The 16,808-nt window shown below is 67.2% G+C and carries 17 protein-coding genes; 6 read left to right on the top strand and 11 right to left on the bottom strand.

The annotated features are described in order from the left end of the window. Window positions 1-12 precede the first annotated feature (12 nt). The 6 genes from tal to IEY43_RS01670 all read left to right on the top strand — a co-directional run bounded on the left by tal (window position 13) and on the right by IEY43_RS01670 (window position 6,943). Complete coding sequence (gene tal, locus IEY43_RS01695; RefSeq protein WP_188946839.1) at window positions 13-1,116, top strand: transaldolase; 1,104 nt, start codon at window positions 13-15, stop codon at window positions 1,114-1,116. Further along, window positions 1,117-2,691 (top strand): phosphoglucose isomerase-related protein, encoded by a 1,575-nt coding sequence (locus IEY43_RS01690; protein ID WP_188946838.1) that lies wholly within the window; start codon window positions 1,117-1,119, stop codon window positions 2,689-2,691. Window positions 2,692-2,697: 6 nt separating this feature from the next. Continuing rightward, window positions 2,698-4,218 carry a glucose-6-phosphate dehydrogenase gene (gene zwf / locus IEY43_RS01685; protein ID WP_188946837.1) on the top strand — a complete coding sequence of 507 codons (1,521 nt, stop codon included), beginning with the start codon at window positions 2,698-2,700 and terminating at the stop codon, window positions 4,216-4,218. Further along, a complete protein-coding gene (locus IEY43_RS01680) occupies window positions 4,215-5,156 on the top strand; it encodes a glucose-6-phosphate dehydrogenase assembly protein OpcA (RefSeq protein ID WP_188946836.1) in 942 nt (313 codons plus the stop codon). The genes zwf and IEY43_RS01680 overlap by 4 nt, the downstream gene beginning before the upstream one ends. Next, a complete protein-coding gene (gene pgl, locus IEY43_RS01675) occupies window positions 5,146-5,886 on the top strand; it encodes a 6-phosphogluconolactonase (protein WP_188946835.1) in 741 nt (246 codons plus the stop codon). Before IEY43_RS01680 ends, pgl begins: the two co-directional genes overlap by 11 nt. A 76-nt stretch (window positions 5,887-5,962) precedes the next feature. Next, window positions 5,963-6,943 carry an FAD-dependent oxidoreductase gene (locus tag IEY43_RS01670; protein WP_188946834.1) on the top strand — a complete coding sequence of 327 codons (981 nt, stop codon included), beginning with the start codon at window positions 5,963-5,965 and terminating at the stop codon, window positions 6,941-6,943. Here IEY43_RS01670 and IEY43_RS01665 read toward each other — a convergent pair. The 11 genes from IEY43_RS01665 to uvrC all read right to left on the bottom strand — a co-directional run bounded on the left by IEY43_RS01665 (window position 6,940) and on the right by uvrC (window position 16,807). After that, window positions 6,940-7,311, bottom strand: a complete 372-nt coding sequence (locus tag IEY43_RS01665; protein ID WP_188946833.1) for an SdpI family protein — start codon at window positions 7,309-7,311, stop codon at window positions 6,940-6,942. The genes IEY43_RS01670 and IEY43_RS01665 overlap by 4 nt on opposite strands. An 8-nt stretch (window positions 7,312-7,319) precedes the next feature. Next, window positions 7,320-7,607: a hypothetical protein gene (locus IEY43_RS01660; protein ID WP_188946832.1), complete on the bottom strand. Its 288-nt coding sequence runs from the start codon at window positions 7,605-7,607 to the stop codon at window positions 7,320-7,322. A 95-nt stretch (window positions 7,608-7,702) separates the two neighbouring features. Further along, entirely contained in the window at window positions 7,703-7,954 is a 252-nt protein-coding gene (secG, locus tag IEY43_RS01655) for a preprotein translocase subunit SecG (RefSeq protein WP_188946831.1), read from the bottom strand. A gap of 22 nt (window positions 7,955-7,976) precedes the next feature. After that, window positions 7,977-8,792, bottom strand: coding sequence for a triose-phosphate isomerase (gene tpiA / locus IEY43_RS01650; protein WP_188946830.1), 816 nt, complete (start codon window positions 8,790-8,792; stop codon window positions 7,977-7,979). Window positions 8,793-8,795: 3 nt separating this feature from the next. Further along, window positions 8,796-10,025 (bottom strand): phosphoglycerate kinase, encoded by a 1,230-nt coding sequence (locus IEY43_RS01645; RefSeq protein WP_188946829.1) that lies wholly within the window; start codon window positions 10,023-10,025, stop codon window positions 8,796-8,798. Window positions 10,026-10,041: 16 nt separating this feature from the next. Beyond that, the gene (gap, locus tag IEY43_RS01640; protein ID WP_188946828.1) at window positions 10,042-11,049 is read right to left on the bottom strand and encodes a type I glyceraldehyde-3-phosphate dehydrogenase; all 1,008 of its coding nucleotides are present in this window, start codon (window positions 11,047-11,049) and stop codon (window positions 10,042-10,044) included. A gap of 186 nt (window positions 11,050-11,235) precedes the next feature. Next, window positions 11,236-11,865, bottom strand: coding sequence for a superoxide dismutase (locus IEY43_RS01635; RefSeq protein ID WP_188946827.1), 630 nt, complete (start codon window positions 11,863-11,865; stop codon window positions 11,236-11,238). Between the two features lie 61 nt (window positions 11,866-11,926). Next, a complete protein-coding gene (whiA, locus tag IEY43_RS01630; RefSeq protein WP_047119348.1) occupies window positions 11,927-12,907 on the bottom strand; it encodes a DNA-binding protein WhiA in 981 nt (326 codons plus the stop codon). 28 nt (window positions 12,908-12,935) lie between these two features. Next, window positions 12,936-13,961, bottom strand: a complete 1,026-nt coding sequence (locus IEY43_RS01625) for a gluconeogenesis factor YvcK family protein (RefSeq protein ID WP_188946826.1) — start codon at window positions 13,959-13,961, stop codon at window positions 12,936-12,938. A gap of 5 nt (window positions 13,962-13,966) precedes the next feature. Further along, a complete protein-coding gene (gene rapZ, locus IEY43_RS01620) occupies window positions 13,967-14,860 on the bottom strand; it encodes an RNase adapter RapZ (protein ID WP_188946825.1) in 894 nt (297 codons plus the stop codon). A 9-nt stretch (window positions 14,861-14,869) separates the two neighbouring features. Next, the gene (gene uvrC / locus IEY43_RS01615) at window positions 14,870-16,807 is read right to left on the bottom strand and encodes an excinuclease ABC subunit UvrC (protein WP_188946824.1); all 1,938 of its coding nucleotides are present in this window, start codon (window positions 16,805-16,807) and stop codon (window positions 14,870-14,872) included. Window position 16,808: the final 1 nt, after the last annotated feature.

Below are 16,808 nucleotides of genomic sequence, written 5' to 3'. Positions count from 1 at the left end.
CAAGAACACATCATGAGCAACCCCAACACCCAGGCACTCACCGACGCCGGAGTATCCATTTGGCTCGATGACCTGTCCCGCGAACGGCTCACCAGCGGATCGCTGGCCGCGCTGATCGAAGAGAAGAACGTCGTCGGCGTCACCACCAACCCCGCGATCTTCGCCGCCGCCTTGTCCAACGCCGAGGTCTACGGCGACGCCATCGCCGCGCAGCGCCACCGCTCCGTGGAAGACGCGATCACCGAGATCACCAGCGACGACGTCGCCTCCGCCTGCGACCTGTTCAAGGGCATCTACGAGGCCAGCAACGGCTTCGACGGCCGCGTGTCCATCGAGGTGGACCCGCGCCTGGCCCACGAGACCGCCCCGACCATCGCGCAGGCCAAGGCACTGTACGAGCGTGTGGACCGCGAGAACGTGCTGATCAAGATCCCCGCCACCGTGGAAGGCCTGGAAGCCATCAGCGAGACCATCGCCGAGGGCATCAGCGTGAACGTCACCCTGATCTTCTCGCTGGAACGCTACCGCGAGGTCATCAACGCCTACCTGATCGGACTGGAGAAGGCCCACGCCAAGGGGCTGGACCTGTCCAAGATCCATTCCGTCGCCTCCTTCTTCGTCTCCCGCGTGGACACCGAGATCGACAAGCGCCTGGACGCCCTGGGCACCGAGGCCGCCGCCGCGGTCCGCGGCCAGGCCGGCGTGGCCAATGCGCGCCTGGCCTACCAGGTCTTCGAGGAATCCTTCACCTCGGCCCGCTACGAGGTGCTGGCCAACGCCGGCGCCAACGTGCAGCGCCCCCTGTGGGCCTCCACCGGCGTGAAGGACCCGGCCTACCCGTCCACCCTGTACGTCACCGAGCTGGCGGCCCCGCAGACCGTGAACACCATGCCGGAGAAGACCCTGGACGCCACCGCGGCCGAAGCGCAGGTGCGCGGCAACGCGATCGCAGGCAACTACGACGCCGCGAACCGCGTGCTGGACAAGCTCGCGGCCCTGGGCATCGACTACAACGAGGTCGTTGACCTGCTGGAGGTCGAGGGCGTGAAGAAGTTCGAGGACGCCTGGAACGAACTGCTCCAGGATATGTCGGTGGCCCTGAAGGGAGCCAAGTAGATGGAACTGGGTCTGGTCACTTCCGGCGACGCACTGAAGTCGGTCGATGAGCTGCTTCCGCAGCTGATCGAGGCCCGCATCGGCAGCCGCATCGCGGCGCAGGATGCCACCATCTGGGGACCTGCCGCGGAGGCCGAATCGGCCATCCGCCTGGGCTGGGTCAACCCCTTCGACGCCGCGCAGCAGCTGGTCCCTGCCATCCTGGAATTGCGCGGGCAGCTGCAGGCCGAGGGCCTGACCCGCATCGTGCTGTGCGGCATGGGCGGCTCCTCGCTGGCCCCGGAGGTCATCGCCGCGCATGACGAGGTCGACCTGGTCATCTGCGACACCACCGACCCGGCCATGCTGCGCCCAATCCTCGCAACGGACCTGGAGCGCACCGTGGTGGTCGTGGCCTCCAAGTCCGGCTCCACCGTGGAGACCGACTCGCAGCGCCGCGCCTTCACCGCCGCCTTCCAGGCCGCCGGCATCGACCCGGCCACGCGCCTGGTGCTGGTCACCGACCCGGGCTCCCCGATGGACAACCCCGACGGCGTGCGCGCGGTCTTCAACGCCGATCCGAACGTGGGCGGACGCTACTCCGCGCTGACCGCCTTCGGCCTGGTGCCCACCGGCCTGGCCGGTGCGGACATCGAGGCGCTGATCGAGGAGGCCGGCCTGCTGCACGACGTGCTGGCCACCGACGACGAGGACAACCTGGCCTTCCACCTGGGCGCGGCCATGGCCACCGCCGGGCGCGACAAGCTGGTCATCGCCGGCGTGGGCGACGCCCTGCCGGGCTTCGGGGACTGGGCCGAACAGCTCATCGCGGAATCCACCGGCAAGGACTCCAAGGGCGTGCTGCCGGTGGTGGCGCACCCCGGGGCCCCTGAACTGCGTGATCCGGCCGCCGACGTGCTGCCGCTCTACGTCTACGACGAGCTGCCCGAGGAGATCGACGAGGAAGCCACCGCGGTGCATTTCAGCGCCCCGCTGGGCACCAGCTTCATGATCTTCGAGTACGCCACCGCCGTGGCCGGCTACCTGCTGGGCATCAGCCCCTTCGACCAGCCGGACGTGGAGGCCGCCAAGGTCGCCGCCCGTTCGCTGCTCGACGCCCCGGCCGCCTCCGCCCCGGATGCGGTGGACGGCCCGGTCGAGCTGTTCGGCACCTCCGCCGCCACCCTGGCCGGAGCGCTGGACGAGCTGGCCGCCGCGCTGCCGGACAACGGCTACCTGGCGGTGCAGGCCTACCTGGACCGCATCGGGGACTCGGAACTCGAAGGGCTGCGCGACGCGCTGGCCGCCAAGACCGGCCGCCCGGTGACCTTCGGCTGGGGGCCGCGCTTCCTGCACTCCACCGGCCAGTACCACAAGGGCGGACCGGCCCAGGGCGTGTTCCTGCAGCTCACCGCCGACCACCGCGAGGACCTGGAAATTCCCGGCCGCCCCTACAGCTTCGGCGGCCTGATCACCGCCCAGGCCAGCGGCGACGCCGGGGTGCTCTCCGATGAGAAGCACCACCGCCCGGTGTTGCGCGTGAACCTCACCGACCGCGCGGCCGGCATTGCGGCCCTGCTCGAGGCGGCGAAGTAACCGCAAATGAGCAATCCACTACGCGACGCCCGCGACCGGCGGCTTAACCGCATCGCCGGTCCGGGCGCGCTGGTGTTCTTCGGAATCACCGGCGACCTTGCCCGCAAGAAGCTGATGCCGGCGGTCTACGACCTGGCCAGCCGCGGCCTGCTGCCCCCGAACTTCGCCATCGTCGGCTTCGGCCGCCGCGACTGGTCCGAGCAGGACTTCGCGGCCCAGGCCCGCGAATGGATCCTGGCCAGCGCCCGCACCCCGTTCAACGAGACGGTGTTCGCGCAGCTGGCCTCCGGCATGCGCTTCATCTCCGGCGCCTTCGACGACGACGAAGCCTACGAGCAGCTCTCCGCCACCCTGGACGAGCTGGCCGAAACCCGCTCCACCGGGCGCAACCACGCCTTCTACCTCTCCATCCCGCCGAGCTGGTTCGACGTGGTCTGCGAAAAGCTCTCCGAGCACAAGCTGGCCAATGACGCCAACGAGGGCTGGGAACGCGTGGTCATCGAGAAGCCCTTCGGCCACGACCTGGCCAGCGCGCGCGAGCTGAACGAGATCGTCGAATCGGTCTTCCCGCCGGATGCCGTCTTCCGCATCGACCACTACCTGGGCAAGGAGACGGTGCAGAACCTGCTGGCGCTGCGCTTCGGCAACCAGATGTTCGAGCCGCTGTGGAACAACAAGTACGTGGACCACGTGCAGATCACCATGGCCGAGGACATCGGCATCGGCGGCCGCGCGAGCTACTACGACGGGGTGGGCGCGGCCCGCGACGTCATCCAGAACCACCTGCTGCAGCTGCTGGCGCTGACCGCCATGGAGGAGCCCATCAGCTTCGACGCGGACCACCTGCGCAGCGAAAAGGAAAAGGTGCTCGCCGCGGTCAAGCTGCCGCAGGACCTGGGCGCCGCATCCGCGCGCGGCCAGTACACCTCCGGCTGGCAGGGCGGCGAAGAGGTCGTCGGCTTCCTGGACGAGGAGGGCTTCAACCCCAAGTCTAAAACCGAGACCTACGCGGCGATCCGGCTGAACATCAACACCCGCCGCTGGGACGGGGTGCCGTTCTACCTGCGTGCCGGCAAGCGCCTGGGACGCCGCGTCACCGAGATCGCGGTGGTGTTCAAGAAGGCCCCGAACCTGCTGTTCACCGACCACAAGGACGACGAGTTCGGGCAGAACGCGTTCGTGATCCGGGTGCAGCCCGACGAAGGCGCGACCATCCGCTTCTCCTCCAAGGTGCCCGGCACCCAGATGGAGATCCGCGACGTCACCATGGACTTCGGCTACGGCAACGCGTTCACCGAGTCCTCCCCGGAGGCCTACGAGCGGTTGATCCTCGACGTGCTGCTGGGCGAGCCGCCGCTGTTCCCGCGCCACGAAGAGGTCGAGCAGTCCTGGCGCATCCTGGATCCCTTCGAGGAATACTGGGCCGCGCAGCCCGAGCAGCCCGACCCCTACGCCCCGGGATCCTGGGGCCCGGCCAGCAGCGACGAGCTGATGGCCAAGGACGGAAGGACGTGGCGACGCCCATGATGATCGAACTTCCCAACACGACCACCAACAAGGTCGCCAAGAAGCTGCTCTCCTCGCGCCGCACCCACGGCGTGGTGGCCCTGTCCCGGGTGCTGACCCTGGTGGTCATCACCCGCGAGGGTTTCGCTGAGAATGCCATCGAGGCCGCCAACCTGGCCAGCCGCGAGCACCCCTGCCGCATCATCGTGGTGGTGCGCGGCTCCGCGCAGGGCGAGAACCGGCTGGACGTGCAGATCCGCGTGGGCGGCGACGCCGGCGCCTCCGAGGTCATCGTGATGCGCACGCACGGCCCGGACATGGTGGCCGACGAGGCGCTGATCTCCGCGCTGCTGCTGCCCGACGCGCCGATCGTGGCCTGGTGGCCGCACGGCGTGCCGGTCGACCCCGCCGCCACCGCGCTGGGCAAGATCGCGCACCGCCGCATCACCGACTCCGGCGAGATGGAGGACCCCACCGCGGCGCTGTTCAGCCGCGTGGAAACCTACCGCGCCGGCGACACCGACCTGGCCTGGACCCGGCTGACCCTGTGGCGCGCCCAGCTAGCCAGCATCATCGACCTGGTCGGCACCGAGGGCCTGACCGGCATCACGGTGAAGGGTTCGGAGAACTCCCCCTCCACCACGCTGCTGGCCGCCTGGCTGACCATGTGCCTGGACGTGCCGGTGACCATCGCGGCGGACAAGTCCACCGCGGGCCTGTCCTCGGTGCGCCTGTCCCGCGAGGCCGGCGACGTGGAGCTGTCCCGCCCCTCCGGACCGGTAGCCCACCTGTACCTGCCGGGTTCCGCCCCGCAGCGCATCTCGCTGCCGCGCCGCTCGGTGGCCGAATGCCTGGCCGAGGAGATGCGCCGCCTTGACGCGGACGACGTCTTCGGCGAGGTCATCACCCGCGGCCTTGCCCTGACCAACCTGAGGAGCATCCGTTCCAGTGATCGCTAGACAGATCGTCATCCATGAGGACCTTTCGGCGACCGCGCACGGCATCGCCGCCCGGCTGATCACCTCGATCGCCGACGCGCTGGCCGCCCGCGGCGTGGCGCACGTGGTGCTGACCGGCGGCTCGCTGGGCATCGCCGCGCTGGCCGCCGTGGCCGAAAACCCGGCCCGCGCCAGCGTGGACTGGTCGAAGGTGCACTTCTGGTGGGGCGACGAGCGCTTCGTCGCCGCGGACTCCGCCGACCGCAACGCCGGACAGGCCGAGGTCCTCTTGACGGCCCTCGACGCGCTGGGGCTGGACCGCGAGACCGTGCACGCCATGGGCTCCACCGACCAGTTCGACTGCGCCGAGGACGCCGCGGCGGCCTACACGCGGCTGCTGGCCGACGAGGCTCCTGAAGGCGCCGCCAACCCGGCGTTCGACGTGCTGATGCTGGGCATGGGCCCGGATTCGCATGTTGCCTCCCTGTTCCCGAACCACACCCGGTCCGATGAACTGGGGGCCATCGCGATCCACGACTCCCCCAAGCCGCCGCCGCACCGCGTGTCGCTGACCATGGGCACCATCAACTCGGCCCGCGAGGTCTGGCTGCTGGTCGCCGGGGCGGAAAAGGCCCCGGCCCTGGCCGCCGCGCAGCACGAGGTCAATGAGGCCTCCGTGCCCGCCAGCGCGGTGCAGGGAACGCAGGCCACCCGCTGGCTCGTGGACCGCGCCGCCGCCACGCTGCTCTGAGCTGCACTGCCCGCCGATGCCGCCAACACCAGATGTTGGAGGCATCGGCCTTTGTTTTTCCCGAAAGGACTCCCCCATGCCCACAGCACCGTTGAGAATCACCGTGATCGGTTCCGGCGTCATCGGCCTGTCCGCGGCCCACGAGCTGGCCGCCGCCGGGCACCAGGTCACCGTCGCCTACGACCAGGAGCTCGCCGAGTGCGTCTCCTCGGTCGCGGCCGCCATCTGGTTCCCCTACCATTCGGAGAACTCCCCGGCCGCCGACAAGCTGCTGGCGGATTCGCTGGCCCGCTTCGAGCAGCTGTCCGAGCACCCCGAGACCGGCATCGACCTGCGCCGCGGCTTGAATGTGGACCACCTGCCGGGCGCGGACCGCAGCTGGACCCGCATCGTCGCCGGCACCGAGGAAGCCTCCCGGGAGGATCTGCCGAACGGCGCCCACGCGGGCGTGTGGGCGACGGTGCCGATCATTACCATGAGCACCTACCTGGGCTGGCTGCGCGGCCGGGTCGAGGAGCTGGGCGCGGACTTCGCCAAGGGCACGGTCACGGATCTGGCGCAGCTTAAGGGCGGCGCGGATCTGGTGGTGCTGGCAGCGGGCCTGCGCGGCGGCGAGCTGCTGGGCGACGACGATACCGTCTACCCGATCCGCGGGCAGGTGGTGCGCCTGGCCAACACGAAGAACCTGACGCAGTGGCTGTGCGACGACAACTACCCGGATGGCGTCAGCTACATCATCCCCCGCCGCGAGGACATCATCGTGGGAGGCACCGACACCGCGAACGACTGGAACCGCGAAGTCGAACCGCAGACCTCCATCGACATCCTGGAACGCGCTGCCACGCTGGTGCCGGAGCTGGAAGGACTGGAGGTCCTGGAGCACAAGGTGGGCCTGCGCCCGGCGCGCGAGACCATCCGGCTGGAGCACGTCACGGGCCACCCGCTGCCGGTGATCGCCGCCTATGGGCACGGCGGTGCCGGCGTCACGCTGTCCTGGGGCACCGCACAGCGGGTCGCAGAGCTGGCTGCACAACTGGCTGGCGAGCCGGCCAGCTAGCGGGCCGGGCCGCCGGCTACACGGCTGGCGGCGTTGGCCCTGCGTGTCGAGACCAGGATCAGGCAGATGAAGGCCGCATAGCCGACCGCGGTGAGGGCAAAGGCCCACCCGGCCAGTTGAAACATGCACAGGGCTGCCGCCGCCGGCAACACGACCCAGCCGATCCTGCCGGCGGCCTTCAGCCAGGGCGCGGCGGCCACGTGGCCGCGGTACCAGGCGACATCGCTGCTCATCGTTTGCCGCGTCCTCAGGCCAATCGCCCCGTTTCGGGGCAGCCGTCCGTCGGCCATCGCCGGTGCAAGCACCGCCGCAGCCGACGCCATGATGAGCAGCCCGAACATGAACGGGAGCACGCTGACTAGCTCCATGGGGCTCCCTAGGACTCGCGCGGGCTCCTGCGCCCGAGAATCCAGGCGCCCAGGATCATCGCCATTCCGCCGAAAACCAGCAGGGCGGAAGCCGAATTTGCCAGCAGCTGGCCCAGCGCCTGGGCCTGCGACCGGTCCGCCGCGGCGTACGCGGTGCCGGAGGCCGGTGTCCCGCCGTCGACGAACAGCATGGCGAACGCGATGCCGAGCGTCAGCGCGGCGGTGCCGGTGCAGGCCATCCAACCGAAACTCCGCGAACCTGCCTGCGTTGCCTCGCAGTTTGGTGTGCAGTACATGATGTCCCCCGAGGTTGGTGGTGTTAAAGGCCGATGGGCACCTTCCACAAGTCTGCGGATGATGCCCACCGTTTGCACGTCTGGCGCTAGGAGTCCTAGGCCTCGATATTGAATCTCATCACCAGGGCCAAGCCGATAATGACTGCACCCCAGATCAGGCCAAGGACGATGGTGATGCGGTTCAGGTTTCGCTCAGCGACCCCCGAAGACCCCATCGAGCTGGTCATGCCGCCGCCGAACATGTCGGACATACCGCCACCCTTCCCCTTGTGCAGGAGAATCAGGAGGGTAAGCAAGACACTGGTAATGCCCAGCAGTACCTGCAAAATGATCTTGATAATATCCAAGACGACGGTTCCTTAGTTAGATTCAGTCGGTAACGAGATGATGCTCGAACCGTACAATATTAGCAAATTCTTCGGCGTCGAGGCTGGCTCCGCCAACCAACACGCCGTCGACATCGCGTTCACGCATGATTGCCGCCGCATTCGAGGCCTTGACGCTGCCGCCGTAGAGCAACCGGGTCTTCTCGGCGATGTCCTCGCCGAAGCGCTCGGCCAGTGCCCCGCGGATCGCTGCGCACAGTTCCTGCGCGTCGGCCGGTCCCGCGACCTCGCCGGTGCCGATGGCCCAGACCGGTTCGTAGGCAATGACCAGGTTTTCGGCCTGTTCAGCGCTCACTCCCGCCAGGGACTCATTCAGCTGCGTCAGCGTGAAGGCCACCTGCTCGCCAGCCTTGCGGACTTCCAAGCCCTCTCCCACGCACAACACCGGGGTCAGCTCATGGCGGTAGGCCGCCGCAAGCTTCGAGGCGATGACCTCGTTGGTTTCGTTGTGGTATTCGCGGCGCTCGGAGTGGCCCACCAGCACATAGCTGCAGCCGAGCTTCTTCAGGAACTGGCCGGAGATCTCACCGGTATAGGCCCCCGAATCCTGGGCGGACAGGTCCTGGGCGCCGTACACGACGTCCAGCTTGTCACCCAGGGTCAGGGTCTGCACGCCGCGGATGTCAGTGAAGGGCGGGAAAACCGCCACCTCGGCGCGATCGTAATCGTGCTGGTGGTCCTTCAGCGTCCACGCCAGCTTCTGCACCAGGGTGATGCCCTGGACGTGGTCCATGTTCATCTTCCAGTTGCCGGCGATCAGCGGCTGGCGCACAAAGGCGCCGTTTTGCGAAATGGTCATAAATTAGCCTTCCAGTGCGGCAACACCCGGGAGGGTCTTGCCTTCAAGGTACTCCAGGGAGGCGCCGCCGCCGGTGGAGATGTGTCCGAAGTCGTCCTCGGAGAAGCCCAGCGCGCGCACGGCCGCGGCCGAGTCGCCGCCGCCTACCACGCTGAACGCCTCCGAACCGGCCAGTGCCTGCGCGACGGTACGGGTACCCTCGGCGAAGGCAGGGATCTCGAAGACACCCATCGGGCCGTTCCAGAACACGGTATTGGCGCCGGTGATGTAGCTGGCGAACTTCTCCGCGGACTTCGGACCGATGTCCAGGCCCAGGCCGTTGGAGCCGAAGCTTGCTTCCTCGATCTTGTCCGCATCCAGCACCTCGTAGGCCGCGTCGGCGCCGAACTTGTCGGCTACCACGACGTCTACGGGGAGGATGATGTCGCAGACGAGCTTCTCGGCGCGCTGCAGGTACTCCTGGCACACGGCGATCTGGTCTTCCTCAAGCAGCGAGCCGCCGATGTTGTGGCCCTGGGCCTTGAGGAAGGTGAACGCCATGCCGCCGCCGATGAGCAGCTGGTCGGCCTTGCCGATCAGGTTGTCGATGACCGCCAGCTTGTCCGAGACCTTCGAACCGCCCAGCACGACCACGTAGGGGCGCTTGGGTGCTTCGGTCAGGGTCTTGAGGACCTGGACCTCGGTGGCGACCAGGTCACCCTGGTAGCTCGGCAGCAGCGCGGCGATGTCGTACACCGAAGCGTGCTTGCGGTGCACTGCACCGAAGGCGTCGTTGACGTAGGCTCCGTTTTCGCCGGTCAGCGAGGCCAGTTCCTTGGACAGCTCGACACGCTCCGCGTCGACCTTGGAGGTCTCGCGGGCGTCGAAGCGGACGTTTTCCAGGACCAGGACCGAACCTTCGGCCAGGCCGGCGGCCGCTTCGCGGGCCGAGGGGCCCACGACGTCGGATGCCACGGTGACGTCGAAGTCGGCCAGTTCGTCCAGGCGGTTGGCTGCCGGGGCGATGGAGTACTTCGGGTCGAACTGGCCCTTCGGACGGCCCAGGTGGGCCATCACGATGACCTTGGCGCCGGCATCGGCCAGCTTGGAAATGACCGGCAGCGAAGCGCGTACACGGCCGTCATCGGTCACGGTGGCTCCGTCGAGCGGTACGTTCAGGTCGCTGCGGACCAGTACGTAGCGTCCGCGGACACCGTTGTCAGCGAGCAAATCGTCGAGAGTGTGTGAAGTCATGTCTCTAGGTTATCGACTAGAGGCTTGAACCCACGAATTCGACAAGGTCGACGAGGCGTGAGGTGTATCCCCACTCGTTGTCGTACCATGCCACAACCTTGACGCTGTTGCCGATCACGGTGGTCAGCCCGGAGTCGAAAATCGCCGAATGCGGGTTCGTCACAATGTCGGTGGACACCAGCGGATCGGTCGAGTACTCGAGGTACTTGGACAGCTTGCCCTCGCTGGCGGCCTTCTCGAAGGCCGCGTTGACCTCTTCCACGGTGGCGGTGCGTGCCAGGTTGACGGTCAGGTCGGTGGCCGAGCCGGTCGGGACCGGGACACGCATGGCGTAGCCGTTGAGCTTGCCCTTCAGCTCCGGAAGCACGACGCCGATGGCCTTGGCGGCACCGGTGGAGGTAGGGATCATGTTCAGCGCTGCGGCGCGGGCACGGCGCGGGTCGCGGTGCGGTGCGTCCTGCAGCCGCTGGTCGGCGGTGTAGGCGTGGATGGTGGTCATCAGGCCGTCGACAATGCCGAATTCATCGTTGAGCACCTTGGCCACCGGGGCCAGGCAGTTGGTGGTGCACGAAGCGTTCGAGATGATGGCGTGGCTGGACGGATCGTACTTGTCATGGTTGACGCCCATCACGATGGTGATGTCTTCATGCTTGGCGGGGGCCGAAATGATGACCTTCTTGGCGCCGGCTTCGATGTGGTGGCGTGCTTCGTCGGCCTTGGTGAACAGGCCGGTGGACTCGATGACGACGTCCACTTCCAGCTCGCGCCAGGGCAGGTTGCCCGGCTTGCGTTCGGACAGGACCTTGATGCGGCGTTCTCCGACGATGATCTCGTCGCCGTAGACGGATACCGGCTCGCCCAGCGGGCCGAGCACGGAATCGAACTTCACCAGGTGAGCAAGCGAATCGATTGAACCAAGGTCGTTGACGGCGACGATATCGATGTCCGCCTCGTGGGCCAGGACTGCACGCAGGAAGTTGCGTCCGATACGACCGAAACCATTGATTCCAACACGGGTTGTCACGTGACTATCTCCTCTAAATGGGAAAATGATGCCACGACCGCAATCTTACGGAAGTGGCCTACTTTAAAGAGGACACTCCGTTGTGCCGTGCATGCGGATCCCGGCTGCTGCCGGGATCCACCACACACTTGAACATCCTACGCTATTTCAGCGAAGAATGTGAGCTAACTTACCGAATAAGTCAGTTTACTTGCCTGGAACGATCAGCGCAGCGGCGCCGTTGCGGGCAGCCTCGAAGCGAGCCTGGACGTCGGCCCAGTTCACGATGTTCCAGAAGGCCTTGACGTAGTCGGCCTTGACGTTGACGTAGTCCAGGTAGAAGGCGTGCTCCCACATGTCCAGCATCAGCAGCGGGATGGTTGCCACTGGGACGTTGCCCTGCTGATCGTAGAGCTGCTCGATGACCAGCTGGCCGCCGATTGCATCGTATGCCAGGACTGCCCAGCCGGAGCCCTGCAGGCTCATGGCCGATGCGGTGAAGTGACCGCGGAATGCATCGAAGGAGCCGAAGAAGTCGTCGATCGCCGCAGCCAGCTCGCCCTCAGGCTTGTCGCCGCCTTCTGGGGACAGGTTGTTCCAGAAGATCGAGTGGTTGGTGTGGCCGCCGAGGTGGAAGGCCAGATCCTTGGAGAGCTTCGGGATGTTGCCGAACTCGCCCTTTTCGCGAGCCTCAGCCAGCTGCTCCAGTGCCGAGTTGGCACCGGCAACGTAGGTTGCGTGGTGCTTCGAGTGGTGCAGCTCCATGATGCGAGCCGAGATGTTCGGCTCAAGGGCAGCGTAGTCGTACTGCAGTTCTGGCAGCGAATAGACAGCCATGATTCTCCTCAATCTGTTCAATTGGATGAATCTCCGCGGAAAGGATTACCGCGGGGACACTTTACTGTTCCAGTTCGTCTACTGGAACGCTGGACTCGGTGCCGGGTATTCCCAGATCACTGGCTTTTTTATCGGCCATCGCCAAGAGGCGGCGGATCCGGCCGGCAATCGCGTCCTTGGTCATGGGTGGTTCAGCCATGCGGCCGAGCTCATCCAGCGACGCCTGCTTGTGCTCCAGGCGAAGCAGTCCGGCGTAACGCAGGTGCTCGGGCACCTCGTCACCCAGAATCTCGATGGCGCGCTCAACGCGCGCACCGGCGGCCACCGCGGCCTGCGCGCTGCGGCGCAGGTTGGCGTCGTCGAAGTTCGCCAGGCGGTTGGCCGTGGCGCGCACTTCCTTGCGCATCCGGCGCTCTTCCCAGACCATCAGCGCGTCGTGAGCGCCCATGCGGGTCAGCAGCTGCGCAATGGCGTCGCCGTCGCGGATCACCACGCGGTCCACGCCGCGCACCTCGCGGGCCTTGACGGTCAGTCCCAGGCGGCGGGCCGCGCCCACCAGGGCCAGCGCTGCTTCGGGGCCGGGGCAGGTGATTTCCAAAGCGGAGCTGCGTCCTGGTTCGGTCAGCGAACCGTGGGACAGGAACGCCCCGCGCCAGACGGCCTCGGCGTCGGCGGTCGAACCGTTGACGATCACCGACGGCAGCCCGCGCACCGGGCGGCCGCGCTGGTCGAGCAAGCCGGTCTGGCGGGCCAGAACCTCGCCGTCCTTGGAGACGCGAACGATGTACCGGCTGCCCTTGCGGATCCCCGATCCCGACACCATGACGATCTCGGCATCGTGGCCGTACAGCTCGCCAATGGCAATCTTCAAGCGGCGGGCGGTCGCAGCCAGGTCCACTTCAGCTTCGATGACAATTCGCCCGGAGACGATATGCAATCCTCCGCTGAAGCGCAGCATGGTAGAGACTTCGGCCTTGCGGACCGAAGGCTTGCGAATTTCCACCCGCGACAGCTCGTCTTTGACGGAAGCCGTCAATGCCATGAATCAAACTCCCTTACATGGATCCTTTCTAGGACCCGATTGCGGTAAACACCTCGTGATAGGCCGCCGCTAGACGCAACGGGTCGTGCACCGCACGACCGTCAGATACCCCTACTCTACTAAAAAAGGTCCGGGCACCGAGTTTTTGCGCTGCCAGCTCAAATCGTTCCTTGTTGTTCACCAGCGACTCGTCGGCCAGAATGGCGTCGAATTTCACCTCGGGCGCGTAGCGGCTGAGCACTTCCAGATGCGCCGCGGCGTCCAGGCCGGAAGTTTCTGCGGTTTCCAGATCCAGATTCATGGTCAGCAGCCGCTTGGCCGTGGTGCTGGCAATGGCTTGGCGCATGTCGGGAAGCAGCAGGTGCGGCAGCACCGAGGTGTACCAGGAGCCGGGGCCCAGGACCACCCAGTCGGCCAGCTCGATGGCCTCCAGGGCTTCGGCGCAGGCCGGCGCGTCGGGCGGATCAAGGCTCACGTTGGTGACCAATCCCCCATGCCCCGCCTTGGCGATCTTCGCCTGGCCTTCGATGCGGCGGCGCACCAGCGTATCGGTGGCCGGGTCGGCTTCCAGCACCTCCCCGTGGATGGACAGCGGAACCGTGCTCATGGGCAGCACCTGGCCGCGGGCGCCGAGCAGCGCGCCGGCCCAGCGCAGTCCGGCCACCGGGCTCTCCAGCAGCTCCCAGAGCGCCAGGATCAGCAGGTTGCCCACGGCGTGGCCGTTGAGCGGCTCCTCCGCGTTCTCCAGCGACTCGAAGCGGTGCTGCATGACATCGCGCCAGGTGCGTCCCCAGTCATTGTCATCGCACAGGGCGGCCAGCGCCATGCGCAGGTCCCCCGGAGGCAGCACGTCGAAGGAGTTGCGCAGGCGTCCGGAGCTGCCACCGTCGTCCGCGACGGTGACCACCGCGGTCAGGTCGGTGGACAGCCGGCGCAGCGCGGACAACGACGCGGAGAGCCCGTGGCCGCCGCCCAGGGCGACCACCGACGGGTTGCGGTAGTCGTCGCTGCGGTTCAGGCCCTGGATCGGTATGGGGCCGGTAGCGAATGCCATAACCCCTACTCGCGTCCCAGGTCTCGGTGGCTGACGTTGACGCGGACGTTGGGCAGCTGGGCCAGCCGGCGGCCCAGCTCGATGCTGGTGGCCACCGAGCGGTGCTTGCCGCCGGTGCAGCCCACGGCGATCGTCGCGTAGTGCTTGTTCTCGCGGCGGTAGCCCTCGAACACGGGTTCCAGCGCCTTGAGGTAGTTCTCGATGAACTCCGCCGTTCCGGTCTGCGACAGCACGTAGTCGGAGACTTCCTTGTCGCGGCCGGTTTGCGGGCGCAGCTCCGGCACCCAGTGCGGGTTTGGGATGAAGCGCACGTCCGCCACGTAGTTGGCGTCGGTGGGCAGGCCGTACTTGAAGCCGAAGCTCATCACGTTGATGCGCAGGATGATCGGGCCGGACTCGCTGAACAGCTCGTTGACCGAGCGGGCCAGGTCGTGCACCGACATGGTCGAGGAGTCCAGGATGATCTCCGCGGCTTCGCGCAGCTCGCGGGTGATTTCGCGTTCGCGCTGGATGCCGTCGACGATGCGCCCGTCGCCCTGCAGCGGATGCGGGCGCCGGCCCTGCTCGAAGCGGCGCACCAGCACCTCGTCGCTGGCATCGAGGTACACCAGGCGGTATTTCACGCCGCTGGAGGTCAGGTTGGCCAGCGCGTCGCGGATCTCCGGGAACATGTCCTTGGAGCGCACGTCCATCACCACGGCCATCTTCGGGATGGAGCCCTGGGAACGGCTCATCAGCTCGGTCAACGGCCCCAGCATGGCAGGCGGCAGGTTCTCCACCACATACCAGTCCTGGTCTTCCAGGGCATGGGCGACGGTCGTGCGACCGGCGCCCGACATGCCGGTCACGATCACCAGCTCGGACTCCGGGGGCTTTACGGATTCATACTCAGCGCTCATGCTTCAAGGCTAGTCCAGAATTTCTCCGGTAGTCATGTTTACCGCGCCCGGTGACGTGCCTTGAAGCGAATCCCTGATGGTCTGCGCCAGCTTCGGGCCGACGCCCGGCACTTCGAGCAGCTCTTCCACGCTGGCGGCGCGGATCTTCTTCATGGACCCGAAGTGCTTGCGCAGCGCATCCTGCTTGGCCTTGCCCAGCCCCGGTATGGCGTCCAGCTCGGATTCGAGCATCGACTTGCCGCGCTTGGCCCGGTGGAAGGTGATCGCGAAGCGGTGCGCCTCGTCGCGCAGCCGCTGCACCAGGTACAGTGCGGCGGAGGCGCGCGGCAGGATCAGCGGGAACGGGTCGTCCGGGAGCCACAGCTCCTCCAGGCGCTTGGCCAGTCCCACCACGGGGATGTCGTCGATGCCCAGGTCGTCCAGGGCCTTCTGGGCGGCGGCGACCTGCGGCGGGCCGCCGTCGACGATCACCAGCGAGGGCGGGTAGGCGAACTTCTTCACCTCGGCGGCGCCGGGTTCGACCTCGCCGCCGGCAAGCACCAGCGGGTCCACCTTCTCCTTCAGGTAGCGGCTGAAGCGGCGGTGGATCACGTCGTACATGCTGGCGGTATCGTCGCGCGCGGCCTCCCCGGTGATGGAGAACTTGCGGTATTCGCTCTTCTTGGGCAGGCCGTCCTCGAAGACCACCATCGAGGCGACCACGTTGGTGCCCTGGGTGTGCGAGGCGTCGTAGCACTCGATGCGCAGCAGCGCCTGCTCGGCACCCAGCGCGTCCTGCAGCTCCTGCATGGCCAGCGAACGAGTGGTGATGTCCCCTGCGCGCTTGGACTTGTGCAGGCGCAGCGCCTGCTCGGCGTTTTCCACCACGGTGCCGGCCAGCGCGGCCTTGTCCCCGCGCTGGGCCACGCGCAGCGAGACCCGGGAACCGCGCAGCTCCGAAAGCCAGGTGGAGACCTCCTCGGCGTCCTCGGGCAGGTGCGGGACCAGGATCTCGCGCGGGATGCGGTCGGCGTGGTCGGCGTAGACCTGGGTGAGCAGCTGCTCGACGAATTCGCCCTCGGTGGTGTCGGCGACCTTCTCCACGACCCAGCCGCGCTGGGAGCGGATGCGTCCGTCGCGCACGTGGAACACCTGCACCGCGGCTTCCAGCTCGTCGCCGTGGATGCCGAAGATGTCCGCGTCGGTGTTGTCCGCCAGCACCACGGCGTTGCGTTCGAAGACCTTGTTCAGCGCCGCGATGTCGTCGCGGTAGCGGGCGGCCTGCTCGTATTCGAGCTGGGCGACCGCCTCCTGCATCTTCACGGTCAGCGCCTTGGTGAAGCGGGTGGCTTCCCCGCCCATGAAGGTGCACAGGTCCTCGGCCAGCGCCCGGTGGTCCTCCTCGCTGATCCGCCCCACGCAGGGGGCCGCGCACTTGTCGATGTAGCCCAGCAGGCAGGGCCGGCCCGAGGCCTGCGCACGCTTGAACACCCCGGGGGCGCAGCTGCGCACCGGGAACACGCGCAGCAGCGTGTCAAGGGTTTCACGGATGGCCTTGGCCGGGTAGAACGGGCCGAAGTACTTCACGCCCTTGCGCTTGTCTCCGCGCATGACCAGGGCGCGCGGGTACTTCTCGTCCATGGTCACGGCCAGGTAGGGGTAGGTCTTGTCGTCGCGGAAGACGATGTTGAAGCGCGGGTTGTACTCCTTGATCCAGGTGTACTCCAGCTGCAGGGCTTCGAGCTCCGACCCGACCACCGTCCATTCGACGCTCGCGGCGGTGAACACCATCGCGCGGGTCTTGGGGGTGAGCCGCTCGGGCTTGGCGAAATAGGACAGCAGCCGGCTGCGCAGCACCTTGGCCTTGCCCACGTAGACGACCCGGCCGTGCTCGTCGCGGAAGCGGTAGACGCCGGGCCGGGTGGGGATGTCCGAGGTTTTCGGGCGATAGCTGGCGGGATCGGCCATG

The sequence above is a fragment of the Glutamicibacter protophormiae genome (genome assembly GCF_014647495.1).
In the GTDB taxonomy this organism is placed as follows: Bacteria; Actinomycetota; Actinomycetes; order Actinomycetales; family Micrococcaceae; genus Glutamicibacter; species Glutamicibacter protophormiae.
The sequence above is the reverse complement of the archived record's forward strand: the minus strand, read 5'-3'. Positions and strand labels throughout refer to the sequence as shown.